This window comes from Acinetobacter sp. ANC_7635 (assembly GCF_056779945.1).
Genome location: NZ_JBWYIS010000007.1, coordinates 59,602 through 78,086, shown reverse-complemented (window position 1 = coordinate 78,086; position 18,485 = coordinate 59,602). Strand labels below are relative to the sequence as shown.

The 18,485-nt window shown below is 39.4% G+C and carries 17 protein-coding genes and 1 riboswitch; of the genes, 9 read left to right on the top strand and 8 right to left on the bottom strand.

Annotated features, from left to right (window positions below):
* Positions 1-131: 131 nt before the first annotated feature.
* The 4 genes from AC1M89_RS09370 to AC1M89_RS09355 all read right to left on the bottom strand — a co-directional run bounded on the left by AC1M89_RS09370 (position 132) and on the right by AC1M89_RS09355 (position 4,901).
* Complete coding sequence (locus AC1M89_RS09370) at positions 132-1,298, bottom strand: acyl-CoA desaturase (RefSeq protein ID WP_035265557.1); 1,167 nt, start codon at positions 1,296-1,298, stop codon at positions 132-134.
* Positions 1,299-1,528: 230 nt separating this feature from the next.
* On the bottom strand, positions 1,529-2,242 hold the full coding sequence (locus tag AC1M89_RS09365; protein ID WP_180028285.1) for a glycerophosphodiester phosphodiesterase: 714 nt from the start codon (positions 2,240-2,242) through the stop codon (positions 1,529-1,531).
* A 139-nt stretch (positions 2,243-2,381) separates the two neighbouring features.
* Complete coding sequence (locus AC1M89_RS09360) at positions 2,382-2,966, bottom strand: cob(I)yrinic acid a,c-diamide adenosyltransferase (RefSeq protein WP_481591709.1); 585 nt, start codon at positions 2,964-2,966, stop codon at positions 2,382-2,384.
* 96 nt (positions 2,967-3,062) lie between these two features.
* Positions 3,063-4,901 carry a TonB-dependent receptor plug domain-containing protein gene (locus tag AC1M89_RS09355; protein ID WP_481613341.1) on the bottom strand — a complete coding sequence of 613 codons (1,839 nt, stop codon included), beginning with the start codon at positions 4,899-4,901 and terminating at the stop codon, positions 3,063-3,065.
* A 37-nt stretch (positions 4,902-4,938) separates the two neighbouring features.
* Positions 4,939-5,154: riboswitch (cobalamin riboswitch) on the bottom strand.
* 142 nt (positions 5,155-5,296) lie between these two features.
* On the opposite strand from AC1M89_RS09355, the gene AC1M89_RS09350 reads away from it, so the two are divergent.
* The 7 genes from AC1M89_RS09350 (at position 5,297) to AC1M89_RS09320 (ending at position 11,971) form a co-directional block, all read left to right on the top strand.
* Complete coding sequence (locus tag AC1M89_RS09350; protein ID WP_481591711.1) at positions 5,297-5,941, top strand: phosphoribosylanthranilate isomerase; 645 nt, start codon at positions 5,297-5,299, stop codon at positions 5,939-5,941.
* Positions 5,922-7,166: a tryptophan synthase subunit beta gene (gene trpB / locus AC1M89_RS09345; protein WP_035265544.1), complete on the top strand. Its 1,245-nt coding sequence runs from the start codon at positions 5,922-5,924 to the stop codon at positions 7,164-7,166. Before AC1M89_RS09350 ends, trpB begins: the two co-directional genes overlap by 20 nt.
* 294 nt (positions 7,167-7,460) lie before the next feature.
* Positions 7,461-7,592, top strand: coding sequence for a hypothetical protein (locus AC1M89_RS09340; RefSeq protein WP_481614126.1), 132 nt, complete (start codon positions 7,461-7,463; stop codon positions 7,590-7,592).
* A gap of 126 nt (positions 7,593-7,718) precedes the next feature.
* Positions 7,719-8,231 carry a DUF1543 domain-containing protein gene (locus AC1M89_RS09335; RefSeq protein ID WP_481614125.1) on the top strand — a complete coding sequence of 171 codons (513 nt, stop codon included), beginning with the start codon at positions 7,719-7,721 and terminating at the stop codon, positions 8,229-8,231.
* A gap of 230 nt (positions 8,232-8,461) precedes the next feature.
* Positions 8,462-10,105 (top strand): nitrite/sulfite reductase, encoded by a 1,644-nt coding sequence (locus AC1M89_RS09330; protein ID WP_035265542.1) that lies wholly within the window; start codon positions 8,462-8,464, stop codon positions 10,103-10,105.
* The gene (locus tag AC1M89_RS09325) at positions 10,098-10,583 is read left to right on the top strand and encodes a DUF934 domain-containing protein (protein ID WP_481587188.1); all 486 of its coding nucleotides are present in this window, start codon (positions 10,098-10,100) and stop codon (positions 10,581-10,583) included. Before AC1M89_RS09330 ends, AC1M89_RS09325 begins: the two co-directional genes overlap by 8 nt.
* A 401-nt stretch (positions 10,584-10,984) precedes the next feature.
* On the top strand, positions 10,985-11,971 hold the full coding sequence (locus AC1M89_RS09320) for a diaminopimelate dehydrogenase (protein WP_481614124.1): 987 nt from the start codon (positions 10,985-10,987) through the stop codon (positions 11,969-11,971).
* Positions 11,972-12,135: 164 nt separating this feature from the next.
* Here AC1M89_RS09320 and AC1M89_RS09315 read toward each other — a convergent pair whose 3' ends face one another.
* On the bottom strand, positions 12,136-13,311 hold the full coding sequence (locus AC1M89_RS09315; protein WP_481614123.1) for a thiolase family protein: 1,176 nt from the start codon (positions 13,309-13,311) through the stop codon (positions 12,136-12,138).
* A gap of 101 nt (positions 13,312-13,412) precedes the next feature.
* Positions 13,413-13,943 (bottom strand): GspH/FimT family pseudopilin, encoded by a 531-nt coding sequence (locus tag AC1M89_RS09310; RefSeq protein WP_481609075.1) that lies wholly within the window; start codon positions 13,941-13,943, stop codon positions 13,413-13,415.
* A 372-nt stretch (positions 13,944-14,315) separates the two neighbouring features.
* On the opposite strand from AC1M89_RS09310, the gene omp38 reads away from it, so the two are divergent.
* Together omp38 and AC1M89_RS09300 are read left to right on the top strand one after the other, a co-directional pair.
* Positions 14,316-15,365, top strand: coding sequence for an outer membrane protein Omp38 (omp38, locus tag AC1M89_RS09305; protein WP_481596050.1), 1,050 nt, complete (start codon positions 14,316-14,318; stop codon positions 15,363-15,365).
* A gap of 109 nt (positions 15,366-15,474) precedes the next feature.
* Positions 15,475-15,933 carry an OmpA family protein gene (locus tag AC1M89_RS09300; protein WP_481614122.1) on the top strand — a complete coding sequence of 153 codons (459 nt, stop codon included), beginning with the start codon at positions 15,475-15,477 and terminating at the stop codon, positions 15,931-15,933.
* Between the two features lie 54 nt (positions 15,934-15,987).
* Here AC1M89_RS09300 and AC1M89_RS09295 read toward each other — a convergent pair whose 3' ends face one another.
* Both AC1M89_RS09295 and AC1M89_RS09290 read right to left on the bottom strand, forming a co-directional pair.
* Complete coding sequence (locus tag AC1M89_RS09295) at positions 15,988-17,442, bottom strand: amino acid permease (RefSeq protein ID WP_481614121.1); 1,455 nt, start codon at positions 17,440-17,442, stop codon at positions 15,988-15,990.
* Between the two features lie 10 nt (positions 17,443-17,452).
* Entirely contained in the window at positions 17,453-18,478 is a 1,026-nt protein-coding gene (locus AC1M89_RS09290; RefSeq protein WP_481591721.1) for a methyltransferase, read from the bottom strand.
* Between the last annotated feature and the right edge of the window lie 7 nt (positions 18,479-18,485).

Here is an 18,485-nt window from a genome sequence, read left to right as displayed (position 1 = left end):
GATGAACAACTTTGACTATAGCAAAATTCGATACATAAAACTGTGACTGCTACATTGGAAATGGTATCGAAAAAATAAAAAAAGCCCCGATCAACGGAGCTTTGGAGTAACTGAAGAGTCTCTTGAATGAGTTATTCAGATACTGGTGATTTCTTTAAATTACGAACCAATAAGTTCAATGTCTCTCTATGATGAGATAAACGTTGTTCAACCAATTGGAATTCAACTTTCAGTTTGCTATCCATTAAGTGAATTTTTTCAGCAACAGCTGCTTTTTTGGCATTAATTTCTTGCTCTTTAAGCTTCGCCCAATCATTTAAAGTTTGCGTAAATGCTTCATATTCTTGAGCAATTTTTGTTTTAACTGTCACGATATCATCATTCACGTTATGGCCGTAAACAGCGAGATCTTGTTGGGCATATTTAAACTTCATTGCAAGCTCAGCTTTTTTAATATTAAAACTTGGAATACGTCGTAAGTTTTTTGCGAGCCCTAGTTTTGAACACGTCCAGATCAACCATTTAGTTGGGTCGTACTGCCACCATTTTACGCCATTGCGATAGTCGTATTGGAAGATATGATGGTAGTTATGATAACCCTCACCCCAAGTCGCAATAGCAAGAACAAAGTTGTCACGTGCAGTATTTTCATCTGTGTACGGACGTTTGCCCCACATATGGCATAGCGAGTTGATAAAGAAAGTCACATGATGGCTTAAAATTAAGCGCATTAAACCACCCAACAATAATACTCCCCAGACATCACCAACTGCCCATCCAATAGGAAGAAGAATAGCGGCATGAACGACAATCACGAGAGGGATGTAATATTTATCTTGGAACATGACAATTTTGTCAGCCAATAAATCAGGGGCGTTTTTGTAATTTGCTTCAGCTGCTGGATAGTTGCGTAGCATCCAACCGATGTGCGCGTACCAGAAGCCATTGTTAATTGAGTAGGGATCTTTTTCTACATCATCAACATGACGATGATGGGTACGGTGACCTGAGGCCCAATACAAAATGCTGTTTTGTACAGCAAAGGTTCCCATAATCATTAAAATGATTTTGAGTGGTACAGTCGCTTCATAAGCACGATGTGCCCATAAGCGGTGATAACCTGCGGTAATGCCAAGACTGCTCAGACCCAACAGCGCAAACATACTGATCCACGCAGCAAGCGAGAAATCATGATGATAAGCATAAAGTGGAATCGCAATAACGGCGACAATAGGTAAAAACACCAATGCAAATACTGCAATCCAGTTGATTGGGGCTTTGGGTAGGGGAGCATTCATCTCCAACAGCACTCCTAGAACCTTTAATAGGTTAAAACTAAATCCACTCACAAATTTGTGAGGTTAGACTCGTTAATACTAACATGGGCGAACATGTGTTCACTAGCATTATTGTACAGTTGTATTGTTTAAACCGTAACAGAATACATCATTGTATAAATTCGACTTTGGAAGAATTCCAAAAAATAAATTAGAAAAAATAATCAAATAAGTTTTTGAATTTGAAAGTATTATAGGTGAGACATCATTAACTTGGGATAATCAGTAATTAAGCCTTGAACTCCTAAATCCTTAAGCTGTTTAGCACGATCTATATGATTGACTGTCCAAATACTAATATTTAAATTTGCGGAAAGTGTGGAGGCAATGATCTCATTTGTAGCAAGTTCGTTCATCCAACCAATTTGACAACATTCAAATTTCAAAGCTTGATCAATGGCTGCATGCTTTATATCGGTTTCAACCAGTAATCCACGCTTAAACCTTGATTTTTGCTGTTGAAGGGCTTGATGAATTTTAGGATCGAAACTGGTGATAATGGCGGAATCTTCAAAGCCTATTAATTGTTGATCTAAGGCTTCGACAATCTTTTCTGCGGCCTTCATCGATTCAACAGCTTTGACCTCAACTTCAATATGATTAAAATTATGAATAATTTTGAGGGTTTGGTCGAGTAGCGGTGTAGCTTCGACTTTATTCCATTCAGACCACGTTACGGCATGATTATACTGCGCTAAATCTTGCTCATCACATTCGTATAAATGTTTAGCTTGGCCTGTAGTACGAATAAAGTCATCATCATGCATCACGATCAGCGCATTATCTTTGAGTTGACGAACGTCAAATTCTACAGCGCGGATACCAATATCTTGAATATATTGAAATCCACCGAGGGTGTTTTCAGGTGCTTCCCCACGCGCACCACGATGACCAATTATTTTCATAAAACACCCTGAAATTTCAGGGTGATTTTAGTGCTAAATCATGAATGAAATATGACGATTTTAAATCAAAATTTTGATCAAAAAAGCATTTTAAGTGGATGGGGCAATCAACATGAAGACCTTTTTTACACTTTTAAGGTCAGGGCTCAATTGTCTCATTGATATTCTTTTGCCAAAGCACTTCTGAGCCACCTTCAGCACGTTGTAAGGTACGAGATGCGACGAATAACCAATCAGATAAGCGGTTCAAAAGTTGTAATGATGTGGCTTGGATATTTTGATCACGTTGATGAACAGACATCACGCTACGTTCAGCTCTACGGCAGACAGCACGTGCTTGATGAGCAAAACTGCAGACTAATGTACCAGCTGGCAAAATAAAGTCTTTTAGCATGGGTAATGCTTCGTTCATACGATCAATATCATTTTCTAAAAATTCAATACATACTGGTTGAACCAAGTTAAATCCAGGAATGCAGACTTCGCCGCCTAAATCAAATAACCAATGTTGAATCAGACTGAGTGATTTATCCCATTGAGCTTTGTCTTCAATGCTACTTAAAGCAATGTACGAACGTAATACACCAATGGTCGCATTGAGTTCATCGACATCACCTAACGCATCGATACGTAAATCATCTTTAGGTACACGTGAACCATCGCCTAGTCCGGTAGTGCCCGTATCTCCCGTGCGGGTATAAATTTTACTTAAACGGTGACCCATGAGGTTTCCTTTAAATTTTTTTAAGTGCTAGATATGAAAAGAATCATGCCATAGGCATGACATGATTCTCAAAAGTATTTATGAGTCAAAGAATGCTTAGTATCTGAATGTCACACCAGCAGAAGCTAAACGTCCACCATTGACATAATATTGCTCACCAGCACTGTGAACAGTTTTATAGTTCACATCACCAACGTTTTCAATATTGGTAAACAGTTTTACATGCGGGTTAAGGTTCCAGAATGCATTTAAGTCTACTCGAGCATATCCTGGAATATCTTGGCTAAAATCCTTTGCTTTTGATTTGGCAACGAGCGAAGCACTTAAACCATAATTTGCATTTTGTAAACCTGCTGAAACAGTAACTGATTGACGAGGACGACGTAATAACTCAGTATTTTTTTCAGTATCTTCAGTTTTGATATATGTATAGCCTGCATTGATAAAGTACTGATCATTTGTCCACTGTGCTGTCAATTCACCGCCTGTCATTTGTGCTTTATCAACGTTTTGGTTTTGGTAAGTTGGGAACGTATTCACCCAATCGCCATCACAAGTACTGACGCAGATTGAATTAATTAGATTATCAACTTTGGTATAGAAAGCAGAAGCACCCAATGAAATATTAAGTGGGAGTTTTTGATCAATACCAATTTCATAAGAAATGCTTTCTTCTGGCTTAAGTTGTTCATTACCACCATAGGCATATAGATCATTTAATGTAGGTGCTTTAAATGCAGTGCCAATATTGGTGTAAATACTTGTTGTAGGAAGCAATTGGTATCTGAGTGCACCCTGCATGACTGTGTGTGAACCAAACTTTTCATTGTCTTCTAAGCGGATGCCAGCTTGCGTACTCAAGCCATCGGCTTGATATTGATGCTGAATATAGTAACCTGTTGAATTAATATCTTCGTTTAATGCATCGGTTTTAGCTTCAGTATTACGTTGGGTCACACCAACTAGAATATTTTGGGCTGGTACAAAATTCCATTTGCTATAAAGCTCAGCCTCTTGAGTCGTACTGTGTACAAAACTATTAGAAGTTACTTGCTCCAAATCATCTTTAAATTGGGATAAACGTGCATGAACTTCAAGCTGATCAGTTGGGTTAATGCGTCCCTTTGCATTTATGATTTCATTTTCAAAATCTTGACTTGAGAATGTACCCCAGTTGTTGTATTCCCCATTTCCTGAGTTCTGACTGAAATCTAAAGATGCAGCATAACGTTTTTGATCTATACCAAACTTGGCACTATAACCTTTTTGATCAAAGCTATAGTTACGTTTATCATTCATATTAAATACTGGCGTACCGTCAGTTTCTAATATTTGACCTCGAACTTGTGCATAGATGCCATTTTCAGCTAAATCTGCGCCAACAATCGATTTATAGGTGTTATTTTCACCAATTTCACCTGTAATAAAAGCTGTAGTTTTTTCTGGTGTGCGCGTGACAAATTGAACCACCCCTCCAATTGCATCAGTTCCATAAAGTACAGATGCTGGACCTTTTAGAACTTCAATTTGTTTAAGATCGGTGGTGTCTAAAAATGGAATCGAGGCAGCACCAGTTGTCGCTGTATTTAAGCGGACGCCGTCACGTAGCACTAGAGTTTGATTTGAATTCGTGCCTCGTAAAAAAATTGAAGTTTGTTGACCGTAACCGCCAGATTGAACCACGTTAATGCTAGGATCTGTTTTAAGTAGGTCTGGCAGAGCTTTAATTGGTGACTGTTCGAGAATCTGTGGCTGGATAATTGAAATACGTGCAGGTACGTTTTCAAGCTTTTCTTCTGAGCGAGTAGCTGTGATTACAATAGTTTCTAAAGTTGCATTAGAAGTTGTTTGTTCTTGAGCAAAAACTGATGTAGTAAAACCCATCGCAATAGCGATTGCACCAACCAAAGCTGTTGGTTGACATTGAATAGACATAACGTGCTCCATACATTCACTTCCCCGTGAATGATTGAGTGGAAGAACACAACAAGCAGGTATCCGGACTCAAATGTAGTAACTGGATTACTTACATTTCCACCTTCCCACATATGACATGCAGTGGTGTAGATCTCTAAAAATCAGAAATCTATTGAGAAATGCTTTTCATTTTTTACCGTTGCGGGGGCAGTGTTGGATTTTCACCAACTTCCCTAAAGCGATTGCTTTGACTTGTTGCAATTTGAGCGCAGTATAAAGAGCGCTTCTCATTTAAACAATCTTCACACCGAATATTCTGAGTGAACTTTACGCAAGATGAAAAAATTGCTTTACAATGAAGCGCCCAAAAATGATAGATCGGCTATGATGAGGGTGGATTAGAGCTAGAATAGATGCGAACTCGTGCAAAAATATGCGGAATTACCCGATTAGAAGATGTCCAAGCTGTTGTGCAAGCTGGTGCGGATGCCATAGGATTTGTGTTTTTTCCACCAAGTCCAAGACACGTAGATGTTGAGCAAGCATCACTGTTGGTTCAAGCGATTCCTGCTTATGTGCAATCAGTTGGATTATTTGTTAATAGTTCAGCCGAAGAGATCCAAAACATACTTAAAAAAGTCCCTTTAGATATTTTGCAGTTTCATGGCGATGAAAGTCCAGAACAGTGCAAACAAATTGCTCAAGCAGTGGGTCGCCGCTGGTATAAAGCAATTCAAGTAAAACCAGAACTAGATATCGTTGAAGAAATCAATAAATATCAAAAGTTTGGTGCGAGTGCTGTGTTGTTGGATGCATGGCATCCAGATTTAAAGGGCGGAACAGGCCACAGCTTTGATTGGACAACATTTCCAAAATTAAATATTCCATTGATCTTGGCAGGAGGATTAAACCCTGACAATATCGAGCAAGCAATTCTTACAACACAAGCATATGCTGTGGATGTGAGCGGCGGTGTAGAGTCCGCAAAAGGTATAAAAGACCAACAACTCGTAGAACGCTTTATGCAAGGAGTCCAACGTGGATCAGCAAACCGTTAATCAACAAGATCAAGTGATTGACTATACCCAATACCCTGATGCAAAAGGGCATTTCGGTATCCATGGCGGACGTTTTGTGTCAGAAACTCTAATGGCTGCACTAGAAGATCTAGAGCAACTGTATTTCCGAATGAAAAATGACGAACAGTTTTTGGCAGAATTCGACCGTGACCTCGCTTTTTATGTAGGTCGTCCAAGTCCGCTTTATTATGCTGAGCGATGGTCAAAGGAGTTGGGTGGTGCACAAATCTATCTAAAACGAGAAGACTTGAACCATACTGGCTCCCATAAAGTAAATAACACGATTGGTCAGGCTTTGCTGGCAAAGTTATCAGGCAAAAAACGTATTATTGCTGAGACTGGTGCAGGTCAACATGGTGTGGCAACAGCGACCATCGCAGCGCGTTTAGGGCTTGAATGTGTTGTATACATGGGTGCAGATGATGTGAAACGCCAAGCGATGAATGTATATCGTATGCGTTTATTGGGCGCGACTGTTGTTCCTGTCGAAAGTGGTTCTAAAACATTAAAAGATGCCATGAACGAAGCCATGCGTGATTGGGTAACAAATGTCGATTCTACTTATTACGTGATTGGTACAGTTGCAGGTCCACATCCATATCCTCAATTGGTACGTGATTTCCAATCGATCATTGGTCGTGAAGCTCGCCGTCAAATTCAAGAGCAAGCAGGTCGTCTACCAGATGCACTGGTTGCTTGTGTCGGCGGTGGTTCAAATGCGATGGGCTTGTTCTATCCATTCCTGAATGATCAAGATGTGAAAATGTACGGTGTCGAAGCTGCTGGTTACGGTATTGAAACTGGTAAACACTCTGCTCCATTAAATGCTGGTCATGTTGGTGTGCTGCATGGTAACCGCACTTATCTTATGTCGGATGCACAAGGTCAGATTATTGAAACACACTCAATTTCAGCAGGTTTGGATTATCCTGGTGTAGGCCCAGAGCATAGCTTCTTAAAAGATATGAAGCGTGTTGAGTATGTTCCAATTAATGACAATGAAGCATTACAAGGCTTCCGCGACTTAACTAAGATTGAAGGTATTATTCCTGCACTTGAAAGTTCGCATGCGATGGCATATGTGACTAAGTTGGCTCCAACGATGTCTAAAGATCAAATTATTATTGCGACGGTTTCAGGTCGTGGTGATAAAGACTTAATGACAGTTGCACGCATTGATGGCGTGGAAATGGTAGAGATGTAATTCACCCTTTAAGCCTCTCCTTTTGGAATGGGAAGCACTGCTTCGTAAGGGGAGAGGTGCTATTTAGAAAATCGCATTTAAGCCATTGGATGCGATTTTTTTATGCGCTCTAGAAAAGCTAAAATATTTTCCTAAAATTTGATTTTTGGATCGGCGACATGGATGTCGTCTGTATTTCTGTGATACAGGCAAGTATCATCAGAAATACAAAATGATTTTGTTACTTTTACCGAAAAAAAGTAAGGCAGTTTGGAGTGTGAATCTATTTGAGATTCAGATTTGAAGAGCTATTTCATGGACTTACTTTTACGTTACTTTGGAAAAGCCCAAGTAACCGAAGGCTTTCTGTTGAGCAGATATTACATTCTTGTAATATCTGCTCAACGGGGGACATCCATGTCGCCACCACGTATCCAATATCGTTGAATTGGTCAGCTTAATCTTTAAACCCTGTATAAAAATCAGTAACACAGCCAATCCATTCTTTTCAGTAGTGGCAAATCCAAATTCAGGTATGATTAATGGTCTTGTCAAAACCAAAGGAAATCAACCATGCCAAGCCTATTTCTTGTAATGCTCGGTGGTCGTCATGTACGTGCCAATACTGAAGTGCATGATGTGGTTTTGGCTGTTGGGGATTCACTAGAAGAAGTCTATCCTCAACTCAAAAATGCTTGGTTTGGTGAGCAGAAAGGCTTACATATTGATGCTTGGGCGAAGGTAAATGGAGTGGAATATAATGAGCAGCAATTCCAAATCCATTTTACAGATGCAGCTCCTAATGAAAACGAAATGAAACTCTGGTTGATTAATTTAGGTGGGTACCACGTTAAAGAGTTCGGAGAGCTACATCGTTATGTATTAGTACCCGCTTTAAATAGTGCATCGGCTAAAGAACGTGGTAAATCATTCTTTGGAAAAGATTGGCAAAAACAGCACACAGATCGAGTTTTGGATGTAGATGATTGTATTGCCATTGATCAAGTTCATGGTCGTTATGTGCAATTGATTGAGGGTCAATTTAAAGAAGGGTACTGGGAAAATACATACATCACGATCGGATAATTTTTAATAAAGAACAAATTTACAATCTATATGAATTTATGTGCTAAGAATAGTTAAATAAAATCTTTATGTGGAATAAGTACTGGAATCCAGAGTTTGTCTATATATCAGTGATTCGAGTGATTACATATCAATAAAACCGCTATTAAATATGTAAAAAACGCATTTTATTGATAGATGAATAAAAGCTATGCTGTGCTTCGTTAAAATTAAACTACTAGCTGTACGCCATGTATTTATATACTGATTTCGATCAGCAACTGATCAATGAACGTGTTGCACAATTCCGTGATCAAACGGAACGTTATTTAGCTGGAAAGCTTACTGAAGATGAATATCGTCCATTACGTTTACAAAATGGATTATATGTTCAGCGTTATGCGCCGATGCTTCGCGTCGCTGTACCTTATGGTTTGATGAACTCTAAACAGCTTCGTAAAATTGCTGAACTCGCTAAAGCGTATGACCGTGGTTATGCACACGTTTCTACTCGTCAAAACTTTCAATTTAACTGGCCAGCATTAGAAAATGTGCCAGACATGTTGCAAGAGTTGGCATCAGTTCAAATGCATGCGATTCAAACATCTGGTAACTGTATTCGTAATACAACAACAGACCAATATGCAGGTGTCGTTGCTGGTGAAATTGAAGATCCAAGACCGACATGCGAATTGATTCGTCAGTGGTCAACTTTCCATCCAGAATTTGCATTCTTGCCACGTAAGTTCAAGATCGCAGTTTCTGCACTTGCTGAAATCGACCGTGCTGCAACAGCATTTCATGATATCGGAGTGTATATCGTTCGCAATGAAGCGGGTGAAATGGGCTATAAAATCATGGTTGGCGGTGGTTTAGGTCGTACACCGATCATTGGTGCTGTGATCAAAGAGTGGTTACCACGTGAAGACCTTATTGCTTACTTAGAAGCAGTACTTCGTGTGTATAACTTACATGGTCGTCGTGATAACAAATATAAAGCTCGTATCAAAATCTTGGTAAAAGCTTTAACACCTGAAGTTTTTGCTGAAAAAGTTGAAGCTGAATTTGCGCATACAATTAAAACTTTAAAAGTTGATGTAGATACTCTGGCGAAAATGGACCAGAACTTTACACCATTTGCGTACCAAGATTATGCAGATGAAGACTTCTCAGAACTGTTTGCTACACATCCGAAATTCAAACAATGGTTTAACATCAATACCAATGCACACAAAGTGAAAGGTTACCGCATCGTAACAATTTCATTGAAACGTGCAGGCGTTGCACCGGGTGACGTGACCACTGAAGAAATGAACTTGATTGCTGATCTTGCAGATAAGTACACTTTTGGTGAATTGCGTACCACGCATGAGCAAAATATTGCCCTTGTTGATGTACCGCAAAAAGACTTATTTGAGCTTTGGACGATTCTTGAAAAGAATAACTTAGCTCGCGCGCACATTGGTTTCTTAACTGACATTATCTGCTGTCCAGGTGGTGATTTCTGTTCGTTGGCAAATGCGAAATCTATTCCGATTTCTGAAGCTATTTCACGCCGTTTTGATGATCTAGATACAATTTACAACTTAGGTAAATTGGACTTGAACATCTCAGGTTGTATGAATGCCTGTGGTCATCACCATGTGGGTAATATTGGTATTTTAGGTGTCGACAAGAAAGGCGCAGAATTCTACCAAATTACATTGGGTGGTAATGCAGACCATGATGCCTCAATCGGTGACATCTTAGGACCATCATTTGCTGCTGAAAAAGTACCAGATGTAGTGGAAGAAATTTTGAACACTTATCTTGATTTACGTCAAGAAGGTGAAGAGTTCATTGATACTTACCGTCGTGTAGGAATTCAACCATTTAAGGAGCGTGCATATGCTTAATACCGCACTACAAGTGCTCTCTAAGGATGGCACGATTGCAGACAATACTTATCAACTGATTGGTGAAGATGGCGTATTGCCACAAGGTGATGTGGTTTTAACGGTGGAGCAGTTAGACCAGCTTGCCAATGTTTCAGGTAAAAAAGCACTTTACCTAACCGTAGATGCCTCACCTGAAAACAATGAATTCCCACTTGATCAGCTTGATGCAATTTTTATTGAGTTTGCAGGTTTTAATGATGGTCGTGGGTATTCATTTGCCGCATTGTTACGTCGCCAAGGCTTCCAAGGCGAACTTCGTGCAACAGGTGATGTATTCAAAGACGTGTTGAACTACATGAAGCGTGCTGGTTTCGATACTTTCGTGATTAAAGAAGGTAAAGACATTGCAGAAGCAGCGGCAGGTTTAAACGACTTTACTCAACCTTATCAAGCGTCGACTGCTGTACCAAAACCAAATTATCAAACGGGTGCTTAATTTTATTAAGTGATAAGAAAGCTGAACTTAGGTTCAGCTTTTTTTTATTTGATGGAAACAAGATTTAGGTATTCATAGTTCAGCCTAAGCGCTATTCAAAATGACACATAGAAGGTCAAATTTTAATCATAAGCCTATTTAGAGCAGAATTTTTAATTCATTCAGAAATATATAGCGACAAAGCCTTTAGTGTAGCGGTTTTTTATATGATTCAATTGATCGATTAACACTGATTTAAATGATAAATTTGCTCCAAAAAAGTGCAGTTTATTGTAGTATGTTAGTATTCATTTGATCATTTTTGGTGCGGGTTTTTCTCCATTCAATCAGACTGTTTTGCGGTATATGTTTAGTATTCAGTCTAGTGATCTTGCCATCATTTAAATAGTGAAGCAGTTGTTATGCAAAATTTGATTCGTATTGGTATTGTCGGTTATGGCAACCTCGGTCGTGGCGTTGAAACGTCAATTCAAAAGAACCCAGATTTAGAGCTTGTGGGAATTTTTACACGCCGTGCACCTGAATCAGTGTCTCCTTGCTTTAGTGACACGAAAGTTTTTCATATGGATGACTTAAATGACCTCCAAGACAAAATTGATGTGTTGATCTTGTGTGGTGGATCTAAAGATGATCTTCCAAAACAAACACCAGAATTGGCAAGTAAATTCAACACAGTAGATAGTTTTGATACGCATGCACGTATTCCTGAGTTTTTTGAAGCAGTGAATGAGCCTGCACTTGCTAACAAAAAAACGGCAATGATTTCGATTGGATGGGATCCAGGCATGTTCTCAATTAATCGTTTATTTGGTGAGGCATTATTACCAGATGGTGAAACCTATACTTTCTGGGGTAAGGGTTTGAGTCAAGGTCACTCAGATGCGATTCGCCGTGTGGCGGGTGTTAAAGCAGGTGTGCAATATACTATTCCATCACAAGATGCGATTGATAAAGTTCGTAGTGGTTCACGTCCTGTATTAACCACTAAAGAAAAGCATACTCGTGAATGTTATGTTGTGCTTGAAAATGGTGCTGACGCTGAAGCCGTAAAGCAGGCGATTGTGACCATGCCAGACTATTTTACAGAGTACAACACGACTGTGAACTTCATTGATGAAGAAACGCTTCGTAATGAGCATAATCGTATGCCCCATGGTGGATTTGTCATTCGCAGTGGTAATAGTAGTGCAGAGCAGACTCAAGTAATGGAGTTTTCGTTGAAATTAGATAGCAATCCTGAGTTTACTGCAAGTGTACTTGTGGCTTATGCACGTGCATGCTACCGCATGAATCAAATGGGTCAATATGGCGCGAAAACTGCATTTGACGTTGCACCAGGCTTATTGTCAATGAAATCTCCAGAGCAACTACGTAAAGAAATTCTTTAAGTCTAATAATTCAAAGTTATGCTTTGAATTGAGATTATAAAAAAGCCTCTAGCTAAGTAGAGGCTTTTTTATTTACCCTCCTTTAGACAAGGAGGGTTTAGGGGAGGATTGATGATTTAAATCTCCCTCAAGCCCCTCTTTGAAAAATAGGGGCTTTAGACGCTTTAGATTAACTCAATCGCCACTGCAGTTGCTTCACCACCACCGATACAAAGCGCAGCAATACCACGTTGACCACCTGTGCGTTTAAGTGCATGGATTAGCGTTAAAATAATCCGTGAACCTGTAGATCCTACTGGATGTCCTAAAGCACATGCTCCGCCGTTGATATTTACTTTTTCAGGGTCAAGTTTGAACTCGTCAATAGGACACATCGTGACCATTGCAAAAGCTTCGTTGATTTCCCAAAGGTCGACTTCTTCAACATTCCAACCTGTTTTATCGAGAACCTTTTGGATTGCACCGACTGGTGCAATCGTAAACTCAGACGGATGTTGTGAATTAGAGGCATATGCCACAATTTTTGCTAAAGGATTTAAACCCTTTGCATGTGCTTGCTCAGATGAGCTGATAACCAAGGCTGAAGCACCATCAGAAATCGAACTGGCATTGGCAGCAGTGATCGTACCATCTTTAGCAAAAGCAGGACGTAGAGTTGGGATTTTATCGATGTTTGCGTTAAAAGGTTGCTCATCTTTATCTACAACGACATCTCCTTTACGAGTTGACACAGTAACAGGGACGATTTCATCGTTGAAGTAGCCTTCAGTAATCGCAGTTTGAGCACGCTTTAATGAACGTATTGCAAAGTCATCCATTTGCTCACGGGTATAGCCTTTAGTGTTGGCCATATCTTGAGCAAATGAGCCCATCAAACGACCAGTTTCAGCATCTTCTAAACCATCGAAGAACATATGATCTTTGATTTCACCATGACCCATGCGGTAACCACCACGTGCTTTAGGTAAGACGTAAGGAGCGTTGGTCATAGACTCCATACCGCCTGCAACCACAAAATTTGCTGAACCAGCTTTAATCATATCAGCTGCTTGCATCACAGCTTTCATGCCTGACCCACATAATTTATTGATTGTCACTGCACCTGTCGAGTCAGGTAGTCCAGCTTTGCGCATGGCTTGGCGAGCAGGGCCTTGTTTTAAACCTGCAGGCAAAACGCAACCCATAATGACTTCTTCAATGTCTGCTGGCTGCAAACCCGAGCGTGAGATAGCCTCTTTAATGGTCACTGCACCCAGTTCTGGTGCAGTCACACTTGATAAACTTCCCTGAAAGCCGCCCATTGCCGTACGTGCACCATTAAGGATGACGATATCAGTCATTATTCTCTCCAATTTATTTAGCTTTGTTTTACAGCTTGAGTATATGTAATATCAGGCCAATTAATATTGGCTATAGTGTGTAAAATGTGACTGATAAGTTGTCATTCACATGTCTTAGTTTCTTCAAGACGAGTCTGTCCCATCATTGAAAGTCTAACGATTAGATTTGATTTATTTGAATGTGCACAGTATTTAAAATGTCCTATTGATCCACGTGGTAAACCAGAGTCTGGTTGGAAGGTGATCGTATTCTTGCTGGTAACACCACCTTTCCAACTGAAATCACCATATTGGTAATCTGTCGAAGTTGCTTGAATAAGCTTTTCGTGAGGATCGAATTGTTGATTGTGATTCTGATCTAGAAAGATGATAAACCCTTTATGCCATTGACTGTTCTTACACGATTTTAAATCTTGAGAAGCACAGATAATCACAGGGCTTCGGTAACTTACAGCATTGGCTTTAGCTTGGCTGATGGCTTGCCGTACCGTGCTAAGAATTTGCGCCCTTTCTTGATTTTCACGAAATTCATGATAATGAGGGAGTGCTATCATCACAAGAATACTAATAATGACGATCGTGAAAATGAGTTCTAAAAGGGTAAAAGCAAGAGATTTACAATAGGAATACATTTTAAAGCTTCTAGTATTTGTTAATTATTTGAATTTATAGATAATCTTGGTGAAGTTATATTATAAGCTGAAGTGCTAAAAAATGATTACTATCACCTTTGAATGCTGTTAATATACCAAAAATGAAAAGATAAGTTATTCATGCGGATAAATTGAGTAAAAAATTACCGAATTACAACGGAAATTGTAAGTAATTTTGTCAATAATTTACTTGATTAAAGTAATCAAACACTTGGAATTCACTTTAAGTGTTTGTATGATTCAACATGAGTAGCTTAAAAAAAATACTGGGGTATAAAAAAGCCTATCTCAGGAAGCCATAATTATTTTAGGCTGAGCTTGAAAAACAATTGTTATCTCTGGAGGATATCCATGAAATTGAGTCGTATCGCACTTGCTATGCTTGTTGCTGCTCCATTCGCTGCTGCTAATGCTGGTGTAACTGTTACTCCACTATTAGTGGGTTACACATTCCAAGACACTCAACACAACAACGGTGCTGCTGATCACTTATCTGACAGCATTATCGAATTACAAGACGATTTATTCGTTGGTGCTGCGTTAGGTATTGAACTTACTCCATGGTTGGGTTTTGAAGCTGAATATAACCAAGTAAAAGGTGATATCGAAGGCACAATTACTGGTAATGATGTTGGCGAGTACAAGCAAACTCAAATCAATGGTAACTTCTATGTTACTTCTGATTTAATCACTAAGAACTATGACAGCAAAATTAAGCCATACGTTCTTTTGGGTGCTGGTCACTACAAATATGAATACGATGGTGTAAATCTTAAAGATGACGAAGGTACTTTAGGTAATGCAGGTGTAGGTGCTTTCTGGCGCTTAAATGATGCTCTATCTCTTCGTACAGAAGCTCGTGCAACTTATAACATCGACGAAGATTTCTGGAACTACACAGCACTTGCTGGTCTTAACGTAGTTTTAGGCGGTCACTTGAAGCCTGCTGCTGAAGTAGTAGAAGTTGCTCCAGTTCAACCAGCTCCAGCTCCAGTTCAACCAGCTCCACAAGAGTTGACTGAAGATCTTAACATGGAACTTCGCGTATTCTTCGATACGAACAAGTCTAACATCAAAGATCAGTACAAGCCTGAAATTGCTAAAGTAGCTGAAAAATTAAACGAATATCCAAATGCAACTGCTCGTATTGAAGGTCACACTGATAATACTGGTCCACGTGCGTTGAACGAACGTTTATCTTTAGCTCGTGCTAACTCTGTGAAATCTGCTCTTGTAAGCGAATACAACATTGACGCTTCTCGTTTAGCGACTCAAGGTTTTGCTTGGGATCAACCAATTGCTGACAACGCAACTAAAGAAGGTCGTGCGATGAACCGTCGTGTATTCGCTACGATTTCTGGTAGCCGTACAGTAGTTGCTCAACCTCAAGCAGCACAATAATCTTTAATTGATTATTAAGAACAGCTCTTCGGAGCTGTTTTTTTTAACTCTTTTTTAAATAATGTGATATATTTCACAAAATATAATGAACAACACAATGAGAATAAAGATGAAATATAGTTTAATAGCAAGCTTATGCATTGCTTTAACTTTGACGGCTTGCACAACGACAAAGATGCAATCAACTACTGGTGTACAAGACTTGGATCAAAAGATATTAAATGAATTAAAACAAGGTTTACCGCTCTACTTTAATCACAATTCCCGTCAAATTGATGTTCGGTATCAACCTTATTTAACAGTAGCTTCAAAAGTTTTGGCGCAGAATAAAAGTTTTATACTTCAAGTGGATGGACATACAGATAATCGAGGGTCAGTATCAGCGAATCAAAAAGTATCTCTTGAGCGAGCAAATGCTGTGCGTAATGAATTGGTGATGCAATATAATGTTGATCCTAAACAGATTTCGACACAAGGCTATGGCCCAAATCAGCCAATTGCGGATAACACGACAGAAGAGGGTCGAGCATTGAATCGTCGAGTGAATTTAACCTTAAAAATAGAATAAGATCATAATCTAACAATAAAAAAACAGCTCAATTTGAGCTGTTTTTTTATTTTATTAGTCTTGATCGACTTGAATTGGTTTTACATCCATATCTTGATATTGAATCAACTTGGTTTTGTACTTGAACTTATACACTAGCCATATTGCTAAGAATAAGAAGATCCCAATATATGTGGAGACTACTGCGATCAACTCCCCATCAAGTACGGCTTGATAATTTTGACCTAACACCACGATTGCACACAAAATAAAAGCGAACCACGGTGCAAAAGGGAAAAATTTTGCACGATATGCTAAATCTTCTAACTTATATCCTTGAGCCAAATAGCCTTTCCTGAATCGGTAATGAGAGATTGCGATACCGAGCCATACGATAAAGCCACACATACCAGACATATTCAGAAGCCAATTAAATACTTCCTCTTCACCAATAAATGTCGTCAAGAAGCATAGTGCTGCGATTGCTGTCGTGGCATAAAGTGCATTCATTGGTACACCGCGGCCATCAAGTTTGGAGAAAACTTTGGGTGCACTTCCATTTTTTGCCATATCAAACAGCATTCGTGTGGAAGAGTACATTCCTGAATTTCCGGCAGAAAGGATAGCCGTAAGAATGACTGCATTCATGACACTTGCAGCGAAAGCAAAGCCTGCTTGTTCATAGAGTAAAGTAAAAGGTGATAATGCAATATTCTCATCTGAAGCAGCTTGCATTAGACGAGGATCATCATACGCAATCAATGTACCGATAATAAAAATACAAACGATATAGAATAAGAGAATCCGCCAGAAGATCTGTTTAATCGCAATAGGAATGGTTTTCTTCGGATCTTTCGACTCACCAGCGGCAACACCAACCATTTCAGTACCTTGAAATGAGAATCCTGCGATCATCGCGACACCAATTAATGCTGACAAACCACCTACAAATGGCGCTTCACCCTTTGACCAATTTGCGAAAGTTGCAACATTGGGTGTCATCATGATTTTGGCAATCATGAAAATACCAATGATGATAAATGCAATGATGGCAAGAACTTTAATGAGTGAGAAAAAGAACTCAGACTCACCAAAACCTTTGACTGTTAAGGCGTTAATACCAAAAACGATAGCAAGGAAAATGGCACTCCAATAGAAACCTGGGATATCAGGAAACCAAAATTTCATGATGAATTGAACTGCAACAAGTTCAAATGCGACGGTTATCGCCCAGTTGTACCAATAGTTCCAGCCTAGTGCGAATCCAAACCCACCTTCGACATATTTGGTGCCATAGGTGAAGAAAGCACCTGATGTTGGATTGTGTGTTGCGAGTTCGCCTAAGCTGGTCATGAGGAAGTAAATCATTACGCCAATTAAACAATAGGCAAGTAATGCACCACCAGGGCCCGCATTGGCAATTGTTGCACCCGAAGCTAGGAATAGTCCTGTACCGATAGAACCACCAATGGCGATCATATTAAGATGGCGTGCTCCAAGCTTTCGCTTAAGTTGACCGGTTTCGCTCATCGAAAGTTCCTTATGATTTCTTTTGAGTACTTGCAAACAGTACTTTAAAGCCTTGTTGATCAGTCAAAGTTTCACATTGACCAAAATTTTGCTCAATGAGAGTTGGGTAGTTTAAAAAACGATTTGCCACGATCCAAAGTTCACCACCAGATTTTAGATGGCGACGTGATGTCTTACAAAGATTCTCACTCGCATTGTAATCAGTGTATATACCCTGGTGGAAAGGAGGGTTACTGACGATGGCATGTAAAAATAGTGGCGCATCTTCAATGCCAGTCACAGCTTTGATTTCGAGCTGTTCTGGTGACAAATTATTTTTTTCAAATGTTAGGCGGGTGGAGGCGAGCGCAAAAGCATCCACATCAAGCGCAAAAATACGATTTTTGGGATTCAATTTGGCTAAATATGCACTGATAATGCCAGCACCACAACCGAAGTCAGCGATTTTACCTGAACTCACTCGATTGAGGTAGGGGAGAAATACAGCTGTACCAATATCAAGTTTATTTTGACTAAATACACCAGGTAAAGCATAAATCTGTAATTCGCCATTCGGTGTTGGAATTGTATATTGTTGAGCCCAATTTTCTAAAGTTCGAGGCGTAGGAGTCTGATCGATAATTAATTGCCACATTTGACAATGACGAGCGCTATCAAGTTTGACACATTTGCCAAATGGAACGAGTTGTTTTGCTGCTCGTTCAACGCCACCTTTCTTTTCACCGACAAGAAAAATTGATGCACCAAGACCGAGTTTTAATACCACACTGTGTAGTAAGTAATTCAAAAGCTCTTTGGCTTTAGGCACAAAAACAATAACTTGATCATATTCTGCTTCAGGGATATCCGTCCCAAAATGAACAGGAATATTTTGATTTTGGAAAAATAGAAAGTCGTTATAATTCCATGTCCATACTGAAGCCTGAATGTTTTTATCGAGCTGAGTGCTTAAGTCATCAGTTGGTGCATTGACTAATAATATTCGACCTTTCAGAAAGTTATGTTGACGAATAACAACTTCACTTTGAGGAACCATATATTTC